The sequence below is a fragment of the Polaromonas sp. P3_C2 genome (assembly GCF_056402675.1).
Genome location: NZ_JBFUGX010000081.1, coordinates 1 through 9,730, shown reverse-complemented (window position 1 = coordinate 9,730; position 9,730 = coordinate 1). Strand labels below are relative to the sequence as shown.

9 protein-coding genes, 1 tRNA gene and 1 pseudogene are annotated in these 9,730 nt (G+C 62.3%); 9 read left to right on the top strand and 2 right to left on the bottom strand.

The genetic code is table 11. From position 1 onward, the window contains the following. From AC1DWI_RS05615 to AC1DWI_RS05590, 6 genes are all read left to right on the top strand, one after another. On the top strand, positions 1-562 hold a 562-nt coding region (locus AC1DWI_RS05615), incomplete at its 5' end, for an FCSD flavin-binding domain-containing protein (protein ID WP_477724508.1). A 173-nt stretch (positions 563-735) separates the two neighbouring features. Next, positions 736-2,073, top strand: coding sequence for a 16S rRNA (cytosine(967)-C(5))-methyltransferase RsmB (gene rsmB, locus AC1DWI_RS05610; RefSeq protein WP_477670222.1), 1,338 nt, complete (start codon positions 736-738; stop codon positions 2,071-2,073). After that, positions 2,054-2,716 carry a DUF4390 domain-containing protein gene (locus AC1DWI_RS05605; RefSeq protein ID WP_477670191.1) on the top strand — a complete coding sequence of 221 codons (663 nt, stop codon included), beginning with the start codon at positions 2,054-2,056 and terminating at the stop codon, positions 2,714-2,716. The genes rsmB and AC1DWI_RS05605 overlap by 20 nt, the downstream gene beginning before the upstream one ends. Then, on the top strand, positions 2,713-5,019 hold the full coding sequence (locus tag AC1DWI_RS05600; RefSeq protein ID WP_477724507.1) for an ATP-binding protein: 2,307 nt from the start codon (positions 2,713-2,715) through the stop codon (positions 5,017-5,019). Before AC1DWI_RS05605 ends, AC1DWI_RS05600 begins: the two co-directional genes overlap by 4 nt. A 67-nt stretch (positions 5,020-5,086) precedes the next feature. Further along, on the top strand, positions 5,087-5,767 hold the full coding sequence (locus tag AC1DWI_RS05595) for a response regulator (RefSeq protein WP_477724506.1): 681 nt from the start codon (positions 5,087-5,089) through the stop codon (positions 5,765-5,767). 57 nt (positions 5,768-5,824) lie between these two features. Beyond that, positions 5,825-5,900, top strand: a tRNA-Phe gene (locus AC1DWI_RS05590). Between the two features lie 127 nt (positions 5,901-6,027). On the opposite strand, the gene AC1DWI_RS05585 is transcribed toward AC1DWI_RS05590, so the two are convergent. Continuing rightward, positions 6,028-6,795, bottom strand: coding sequence for an SDR family NAD(P)-dependent oxidoreductase (locus tag AC1DWI_RS05585; RefSeq protein WP_477670189.1), 768 nt, complete (start codon positions 6,793-6,795; stop codon positions 6,028-6,030). Between the two features lie 149 nt (positions 6,796-6,944). Continuing rightward, a complete protein-coding gene (locus AC1DWI_RS05580; RefSeq protein ID WP_457282638.1) occupies positions 6,945-7,637 on the bottom strand; it encodes a FadR/GntR family transcriptional regulator in 693 nt (230 codons plus the stop codon). Between the two features lie 125 nt (positions 7,638-7,762). Here AC1DWI_RS05580 and AC1DWI_RS05575 point away from each other — a divergent pair, with 125 nt between their 5' ends. The 3 genes and pseudogenes from AC1DWI_RS05575 to AC1DWI_RS05565 form a co-directional block, all read left to right on the top strand. Next, a complete protein-coding gene (locus tag AC1DWI_RS05575) occupies positions 7,763-8,173 on the top strand; it encodes a helix-turn-helix domain-containing protein (protein WP_477724505.1) in 411 nt (136 codons plus the stop codon). A 54-nt stretch (positions 8,174-8,227) separates the two neighbouring features. Further along, a pseudogene (locus tag AC1DWI_RS05570) lies at positions 8,228-8,392 on the top strand (dehydrogenase); the annotation flags it as partial. Between the two features lie 254 nt (positions 8,393-8,646). Beyond that, a partial coding sequence (locus AC1DWI_RS05565) for a sugar ABC transporter substrate-binding protein (RefSeq protein ID WP_477724504.1) occupies positions 8,647-9,730 on the top strand: 1,084 nt, incomplete at its 3' end.

Genomic DNA, 9,730 nt, shown 5'->3' with positions numbered 1-9,730 from the left:
GTACAAAGGCATCATCGAATACCGCGGCCAGCACAAGGCCACCGCGGTTGACGCCAAAGCCGGGATCATCAAGTTCGATGTGCAGGACGATGTCAAGGCCAACGTGCTGAATGTGCTGCCTTCCATGCGTGCCGGCACGATTGCCGTGCAGGCGAGCCTCAACAACCAGGCCAACAACCGCTGGTGCGGCGTGAATTACCTGACGTTTGAATCCACTGCCGCAAAGGATGTGCATGTGCTCGGCGACTCCATTCAGGTCGCGCCCGCCATGCCCAAGAGCGGCCACATGGCCAACAACCACGGCAAGGTGGCGGCCGCCGCGATCGTGGCCCAGCTCTCGGGCTGGGACGTCAACCCCGCGCCCATGCTCACCAATACCTGCTACAGCTTTGTCGACAACAAGAATGTGATCCATGTGGCCAGCGTGCATGAGTATGTGGTGGCAGAGAAAACTTTCAAGGCGGTAGCCGGCTCCGGCGGCGTCAGCGCCGGGCCTACCGAACTTGAGGGCGTCTACGCGCTGAACTGGGCCAGCAATATCTGGGCAGATAGTCTCAGTTAGCCCCCACGGTCGTTCGCTTCGCGTAAMTCCCTGCCCCCCGAGGGGGCCGCTGCGCCTGCGGTCCGGCAAAGCCGGTCCCGCGGCCCCAGCTTGCAATTCGGAGTGGCACAGCGGGGACTTGCTACTGGTCTAATACAGGTTGCCGTCCCCTTCGGGCGGTATCCGTGAGACAAATGCAAGACAACCCGACCCAAGTCCCCCTGTGGCGCCAGCTGCAAGGGGCTGCCTCCCTGCTAATGGCTGTTCGTGACGGCCAGTCCATGACCGCCGCGCTGGAAGATGTGGACGCCGCGTTGCGGCCCGGCGTTCAGGCGCTGGGTTTTCACACCCTGCGCTGGCTGGGCCGCGCCGAGGCCTTGCGCCAGCAACTGGCGCGCCGCCCGCCGCCGCCTGAGGCCGACGCCTTGCTATGCGTGGCGCTGGCATTGATCTGGACGGAACATGGCGCCCCCTACACCGCGCACACGCTCGTTGACCAGGCTGTGGAAGCCGCCAAGCATGGGGATGCCACGCAGCACCAGGCCAGTTTCATCAACGGCTGCCTGCGCCGGTTCTTGCGCGAACGCGAGGAGCTGGTGGCACGCACCGAGAAAAGCCCGCAGGCCGTGTGGAACCATCCCCAGTGGTGGATAGACCGGGTGCGCAAGGATCACCCCGGGGACTGGCAGGCCATACTGCAGGCCAACAATACCCAGGCACCGCTGATCTTGCGCATTAATGAGCGAAAAACGACTCAAGCCCAATACCAGCATGCGCTGGCAGCTATCAATATTGAAGCAACACCGGTCGGCAGGCATGGTGTCATCCTCGCCCGTGCGCAGGCCGTTAGCTCGTTGCCGGGCTTTGCGGAAGGGCATTTTTCGGTTCAGGACGCCGCGGCGCAGCTGGCTGCGCCTTTGCTTCTGGATGATTTGAAAGCCGAGGGCGGTGAAGCCGGGAGGTTGAAAGTGCTGGATGCCTGTGCTGCACCGGGCGGCAAAACCGCTCACCTGCTTGAACTGACCGATTGCGACGTGACAGCGCTGGACATTGATGCGCGCCGCTGCGAGCGCGTGAAGCAGAATCTGCACCGCCTGGGTCTGCAGGCTGACATACGTGTCGGCGATGCCGGCCAGCCTGATTCCTGGTGGGATGGGCAGGCATTCGACGCGATCCTGCTGGACGCGCCCTGTACCGCTTCGGGCATCGTGCGGCGCCACCCGGATGTACGCTGGCTGCGCCGGCCCACGGACATCGCCCAATTGGCCGGCATCCAGGCGCATCTGCTGAAAACGCTCTGGCTTTTGCTCAAGCCCGGCGGGCGCCTGCTGTATTGCACCTGTTCAGTTTTTCGCGCGGAAGGCGACAACCAGATACAAACGTTTCTTACGCACCACACCGACGCCTTATTAAAGCCTTCGCCGGGGCATTTGCTCCCCCAAAGTGGCGTCGGAGCGACGGTCTTCCCGGACAATTTGATGCGTGAACACGACGGTTTCTATTACGCCCTCCTTGAAAAGCGCAGCCGCTGACAGCTGGCGGCGTGCGGTGGGCATCGTGGGGCGTTTTCTGCCGGGACTGTGCCTTTGCATCGCGATGGCCGCACCGGGATCGGCGTCGGCCACCGAGATCACGCAGCTGCGCGTGGAGCGCGGTGACGATGGTGTTCACCTGTCTGCGCAGGTCCGGTTTGAGCTTCCGGCGGTCGTGGAAGACGCCCTGCTCAAGGGGATCCCGATGTTTTTTGTGGTCGAAGCCGACATTTACCGCGACCGCTGGTACTGGACGGACCCGCGCGTGGCCAGTGCGGCCCGCACCGTTCGCCTGGCTTACCAGCCATTGACCCGCCGCTGGCGCGTCAACATTGCTTCGGGCCTCATCACCAGTTCGGCGGGCCTGCGCGCCACACTGAACCAGAATTACGAGACCCTTCCCGAGGCCCTGTCTGCCATCCAGCGCGTGGCGCGCTGGAAAATCGCCGATGCGGCCGAGGTTGACCCCGACGCCGCCCACAAGCTTGATTTCAGTTTCAGGCTCGACCTGACGCAGCTGCCGCGCCCCTTCCAGATCGGGGTAGCCGGGCAAAAAGACTGGAATATCTCCGCGCAGGTCAGGGAGCGGCTGAAACTGGAGCCCGCCACGCCTGTGGTCTCCAGCGCCGAGGGCGTCAAGTGAACCTGCAGGTCAGTGGCGGCTCCCTCAAGAGCAGCAAGGCTTTTCGCTGGACGGTCGGTGTCGGCGTGGGGGCCATCGCGGCGCTCGGCCTGGTGCTGATGTTCCTGCTGACGCAGGCCACCGGCAATCGCGAGCTGTACGAGCGCAATTACGCACTGCTCTTCGTGCTCAACGTGGCCGTTGCCGGCTTGCTGCTGCTGGTCATCGGATGGATCGTGGCGCGCCTTGCCCTGCGGCTGTACCGCGGCCGCTTCGGCAGCCGGCTGCTGGTCAAGCTGGCCGCCATCTTTGCGCTGGTCGGCCTCATGCCGGGGCTGATGATTTATGTGGTGTCCTACCAGTTTGTGTCGCGGTCCATTGAAAGCTGGTTTGATGTGGAAGTGGAGGGGGCGCTGGCGGCCGGGTTGAACCTGGGCCGGGCCACGCTGGACACCCTGGCCGCCGACCTTGGCAACAAGACACGGCAGGCCGCCACCCAGATTGCCGAGACGCCGGACGCCATGGCTGGCCTCGCACTTGAACGCCTGCGCGACCAGCTCCAGGCCAGCGATGTGGTGCTCTGGAGCCCCTCGGGCCAGGTGATAGCCAGCGCAGGTGAGTCGAGATTTCTGCTGAAACCCGAACGCCCCTCAGTACAGCAACTGCGCACGGCACGCACGCAGCGCGTCGTCACGCAGATTGAAGGCCTCGATGAGGTGGTGTCTGCCGGCAACGGCGAGCTGGCCGCAGGTGGGGCTGCCGGTACCGCGCCGGGGGCCGTTGCGCGGGTCAAGGCGATTGCCGTGGTGAACAACCCCAATGTGAACGTGCTGGGCGACGCGCGGTTTTTGCAGGTGACCCAGCTGCTGCCTGAGGGCCTGGTGGCCAATGCTGTCGCCGTCCAGGAAGCTAACCGCGAATACCAGGAGCGCGCGCTGGCACGCGGCGGCCTGCGCAAGATGTATATRGGCACACTCACGCTCAGCTTGTTCCTGGCCGTATTCGGTGCGGTACTGCTGGCCGTGGTGCTGGGCAACCAGCTGGCCAAGCCGCTGCTGGTGCTGGCGGAGGGCGTGCGCCAGGTGGCCCAGGGCGACTTGACACCCAAGGCCGCCCTGCAGGGCAAGGACGAGCTGGGCGGGCTCACGCGTTCTTTTGCCGACATGACACAGCAGCTGGCCGATGCCCGCTCGGCAGTGCAGCAAAGCATGAGCCAGGTTGATGCCGCGCGCGCCAACCTGCAGACCATTCTGGACAACCTCACCGCCGGCGTGATCGTGCTGGATGTGCATGGCCGCATCCAGTCCAGCAACCCTGGGGCTACCCGCATCCTGCGTGCGCCGCTGGCGGCGTACCACGGAAAATCGCTGGGCGAAGTGCCAGGCTTGGGCCTGTTTGCCAAAGATGTGCTGGCCCAGTTCACCGATTACCTCAGCGATGGTGCGCCGCACGGGCTTGAGCATTGGCAGCAGTCTTTTGAGCTCAACGCGGCCGTGCCCGGTGCGCCCGACAACGCCATCACGCTGATCGCCCGTGGCGCCAAGATGCCGGGCACCGAAGAGTTTTTGCTGGTGTTTGACGATGTTTCCGAAATGGTGTCGGCCCAACGCGCGCAGGCGTGGGGCGAGGTGGCGCGCCGCCTGGCCCACGAGATCAAGAACCCGCTCACGCCCATCCAGCTGTCGGCTGAGCGCCTCGAAATGAAGCTCACCGGCAAGGTCGGCGAACCTGAGCAACTGCTGCTCACCAAATCCGTCAAGACCATCGTTGACCAGGTCGACGCAATGAAGCGGCTGGTGAATGAGTTCCGCGACTACGCCCGCCTGCCGGCGGCCGAGCTCAAGCCTGTTGACCTCAATGCATTGATCAACGACGTGATGCAGCTCTACCTCAGCGACGGTCACAGTGAGCTGCGCAGCGGCAGTGCCGCGGTTCCGGTCGTCACAGAGCTGGACCCCAAGGCCCCGAAAATCCAGGGCGACGACCAGCAGCTGCGCCAGGTCATCCACAACCTGTTGCAGAATGCCCAGGATGCGCAGGAAGGCAAGGAGGACGGACGGGTTACGCTCAAGACCGAATACTCTGAAACGTCCAGGCGTGTGCGTCTGACGGTGCGCGACAACGGAACGGGCTTCCCCGAACATATCCTCAAACGCGCGTTCGAGCCCTACGTCACGACCAAGGTAAAGGGCACGGGTCTGGGGCTCGCGGTCGTCAAAAAAATTGCAGATGAACACGGAGCCCGCATCGATATTTCAAACCGCGTGGCAGACGGTTTGGTGCAAGGGGCACAAGTGTCGTTATCATTTGCAGTTGTGGCTTAACAACACATTCAGTAACACTTCGATATCCGCACGGCATTCGCAATAACAGGCAGGCAGCAATTCAATCATGGCAAATATTCTGGTGGTCGACGACGAGCTGGGCATACGCGACCTTCTCTCAGAAATTCTTAATGACGAAGGGCATCAGGTCGAGCTCGCCGAGAACGCCGCTCAGGCCCGTGCCGCCCGCGGACGTTCCAGGCCCGACCTGGTGCTGCTGGACATCTGGATGCCCGACACTGACGGCGTGACGCTGCTCAAGGAGTGGTCTTCCAGTGGCTTGCTGACCATGCCCGTCATCATGATGAGCGGCCACGCCACGATCGATACGGCAGTCGAGGCTACCAAGATCGGCGCCATGGCGTTTCTTGAGRAACCCATCACGCTGCAAAAACTCCTGAAGGCGGTGGAGCAGGGCCTCACCAAGGCAGCTCCCCGCAAACCCGCCGTAATGAACAGCAGCCCCGCGGCACACGCAGCCGACCTCACGGTAGAAGCCGTGATGACCGGCGGGACCTTGCCGACACCTGTTGACCTGGGACCGCAGGCCACGCAGAGTTTTCTGCTGGAAAAACCATTGCGCGACGCGCGTGACGAATTTGAAAAAGCCTATTTCGAATTTCATTTAGCCAAGGAAGGCGGCTCCATGACCCGTGTGGCGGAGAAAACCGGTCTTGAGCGTACCCACCTCTACCGAAAGCTCAAGCAACTCGGCGTGGATCTGACCCGCGGCAAACGCGGCGTCTGACCTTGAAGACCCAGGGGGCCGGACACCCCTTTCGGGTGATATATAATCTGAGGCTCAGGCCCGGTAGCTCAGTCGGTAGAGCAGAGGATTGAAAATCCTTGTGTCGGTGGTTCGATTCCGCCCCAGGCCACCAGATGCGCAAGCCCTTGATTCCTAACGGATTCAAGGGCTTTTTCAATTCTGGGGCGTCGCTATCCTCCTGGTAGGGCCGCCCTTGTCAGATTTCGATGGAATTCAATATCCTTCGGGTGGCCCATCGATCATGTCCACCCTCCATCGACAACCAAATCCTGCGCCGTCATCATCTCGCTGTCGTCGGAAGCCAGGAACAGCGCCGCCTTCGCAATGTGTTCAGGCATCAAATCCCCCGGCAGGCATTGCGCACGGGCCAGGTCTGCCTTGGACTCGGGTGTGACCCACAGCCGCAACTGTTTTTCCGTCATGGTCCAACCCGGCACCAGGGTGTTCACTCGAATGCGGAAGGGTCCGAAGTCTCGCGCCAGGCTCCTGGTGAGCCCTTGCACGGCTGCCTTGCAGGTGGTGTAAACCGGCATGCCGCCTTGCTTGAGCATCCAGCTGACCGAGCCGAAGTTGACGATGGAGCCGCCGCCCAGCGCTTTCATGTCTGGCGCGACTTCCTGCGCCGCGAAGAACTGGTGCTTGAGGTTCACGGCGACGCCCGCGTCCCAGTATTGCGGTGTCGTGTCCTCGATCAGGTGTCGCTCGTCGTTGGCCGCGTTGTTCAGCAACACCCGGATCGGCCCGATCTGGGTGCGAAGCGCTTTGATCGCCTGGCGCATTTCGTCAGTGTCGGTGACGTCGCTGCGCATGAAATGCACGCGCTTGCCGAGCTCCTTCGCCACACTTGCCTGAAGGGCGAGCGCGTTGTCCACGTCGATGTCGATGAACCCGACCTTCGCATCTTGCGCTGCGAACTGCCGCACCAGGGTGGCACCGATGCCGGTCGACCCCCCGGTGATGAGGACGGACCGGTCTTTCAGGCTGGGATAGTGGGTTTGCATGTTCATGTGAATCGTCTCCTAAATTGCGATGTGCAGCGGCGGGGGGTACGCGCGATGCTAGGCTCGGCTCGGGCCCGGCACCAATTCAATTTCCGGCGCGAGCGATAGCAATCTGCGCATCGTGCGCTCGTGGATGCACGCCTCAGGGGACGGGGTCAGTCCCCCACCCAACGCAGCTCGGAGGCGCGCAGATGGGCGAGCATGGCAGCCTGTGCGGCTATCGGATCGCGTGCATCCAGAGCGCTGAGAATAGCTTCATGTTCCTTCAGCGCAGCCTTCCAGGTGCGTGGGTTCTCGTATTTCGAAGACAGCTTGGCCGAGATCGGGCTGTGCCGTTCATCGAACAACTCGGCGATGATGCGGGCCATCACGGAATTACCACTCATCTGCGTAAGCGTCATGTGAAAGCGTCGATCAAGATCCAGCGGGGCGCGGTTGCGATCCGTTTCAGCCCTCATTCTCGTGACGATCGTCCTAAGCTGCTTGAGCTGCTCAGGGGTGCCGCGCGCGCAGGCAAGGATCACCACCGCGCTCTCCAGGGCGGAGCGCGTCTGCATCAGTTCCCTTGGGCTCTCGCCGAGTGCGGGTGTGGCCTTCCCGGAAGTGCGTTTGGGTTGCGGGCAGACGTAGACACCCGAGCCGCCACGGATCTCGACACTGCTCTGGACGTCCAGGGCGATCAATGCCTCGCGCAGCGAAGGGCGGGACACGCCCAGGAGCAATGCCAGCTCGCGCTCGGCCGGCAGACGGTCGCCGACCTGGAACGATCCTTTGGCGATCAGTTCCCTGATCTGATCGGCGATCTGCTGATACAGGCGACGGGGTTCGGCAGGCTTGGTAACTCTCATGGCGGGGAAGGTGTAACGAAAGGATCATACCGTCGGGCGGTGCCCCTGCGTGGCCATGGCCGGTAAGTTGTGGTGGAAAAACCTTGTCTGGTCAGACCAAAATTGGTACATTCAAAAAAATTGGCATGACCAAATTTATCAACCTTCAACGCTTCGACCTCGCTTCGATCCGGCTCGTGGTGCTTTGCGYCGAGTCGGGTTCATTGTCGGAAGCTGCGCGCCGCTGTCACTTGTCCCTGTCGGGCGCCAGCCACCGGCTGAAGGCTTTCGAGGATGCGGTGGGGGAGCCCGTCTTCCAGCGCCACCGCCGGGGGTTGCGCATCACCATCCGTGGGCGCCACGTGGTGTACTGCGGCATGCAGCTTCTGAACTGGGTCGACCGCCTGGCCGGGCCGGCCTTGTTTGATGGCGAGATGCCGGAACTAATTTTGAACGGAGTATCAGAGGCTGCGAAAGTACCGCTTCCGCTGCTGGGGGTCTCCCCAGGTTTTCCGAGATTCGAAAGTTGGCCGCCGAGAGTGGTCAGTCCAAATTAGCAGATATATAGTTACCCGTCTGACCGCTGCGCAGGGCCAATCATGCTGACGTGATCTGTGCAGGAACGCGGATTCCAGTTTATCGCCCACGGTGGCAAGTACGTCCTCGTTTCCATCGTCCGCGACAGCATTACTTTCTCCGATCCTGAGTTCCACAAGCGCGAAGCCACGTTACTTGGCGGCCGCAACGCGACGATCGAGGACTTCCGGATTGTCATGTCGCCCCGCTCCTGGAGCTCGCCGTCGGTGTTGGTGTCGCAGGCAGGCTGACCCGCCTGCGGCGCCTTGGGGCCTGAGGGGGCGACGCAGCCTTCGAAGCGGCGCAAGTCAAGGGAAAGCCCTGATGCGGTCCGATATGGCCAGACCAAAAATGAATTGATCAAGTTTTGCCCTGGCCAAATGCTTCGCGCAATCCTGCGCCGTTGTCAGCTCGCCGGCTTCAGAGACCGGCACACTCTAAACAGGAGACAAGCATGCAAACGAGACGAGATATTCTGGCCGCGGGCGCGGCCGCAACACTGGCCGGCCTGGGCGCGCCGGCGTTGGCCCAAACCTACGAGCCGGCCTGCTTCAAGCCGTTCTCCGGCAACACGAAGACCATCCAGTATCCGGCCAAGAAGGGACCGTACCGCATCGCATTGGCCAATGGTTATGCCGGCAACAGCTGGCGCATCCAGATGATCAAGTCGCTGAAGGCTTATGCAGCAACGCCGGAGATGAAGCCGCACATCAAGGAGCTGAAGGTCGTGTCCACCGGTACGGACGTGGCTGCGCAGCTGGGCGCCATCGACAACTTCATCAACGCGGGCTTCGACGCCATCCTCACGATCGCGGTGTCGCCCACCTCGTTCAAGCCGGTGATCAAGCGCGCCAAAGAGGCTGGCGTCGTGCTGATCCCGTTCGACAATGTGCTCGACACCGACGAGGTGATCCAGGTGAACGAAGACCAGCTGGAAATGGGCCGCCTGATGGGCCGCTGGCTGGAGAAGAACGGCGTGACCAGCGGCAAGGTTCTGGAGATTCGCGGCTTGCCGGGCAACTCGGTGGACCGCGACCGCCATCTCGGTTTCCGCGAGATCATGGACAAGCACAAGCAGGTCCAGATTATCGAAGTGGTGGGCAACTGGGACGACGGCACTTCGCAGAAGGTAGCGGCCGACGCGATTGCCGTGCATGGCCGCTTCAACGGCATCTACACGCAGGCTGGATCCAACGGCACCATTCGTGCGCTGATCGAGGCCAAGCACCCGTTCGTGCCCATCGGTGCGGAAGGGGAAAATGGCTTTCGCAAGATGGTCCATCAGTACCATAAGGAYGGCCTCAAAGGCGCTTCGGCCGCGCAGTCGCCTGGCCTGGTCTCGGTGGCCCTGAAGGCGGCCATCGCCGCACTGCAAGGCCAAAAGCTGCCGCAGTACATCTCGGTGCCCATTCCCTACGTCGAATACCAGAACATGGCACCGGGAAAGAACTTCTACCCGGATTTACCCGACACCTTCTACGTGGCCAACGAGTTTCCGCCTTGCAACATCAACCTGACGGCGCCGGACATCATGAAGC

Bases quoted from the DNA above. Each gene is read 5' to 3' on its own strand.
- rsmB (WP_477670222.1), top strand. From the start codon at position 736: ATGCAAGACAACCCGACCCAAGTCCCCCTGTGGCGCCAGCTGCAAGGG.
- AC1DWI_RS05580 (WP_457282638.1), bottom strand. From the start codon at position 7,637: ATGAGAGTTACCAAGCCTGCCGAACCCCGTCGCCTGTATCAGCAGATC.
- AC1DWI_RS05585 (WP_477670189.1), bottom strand. From the start codon at position 6,795: ATGAACATGCAAACCCACTATCCCAGCCTGAAAGACCGGTCCGTCCTC.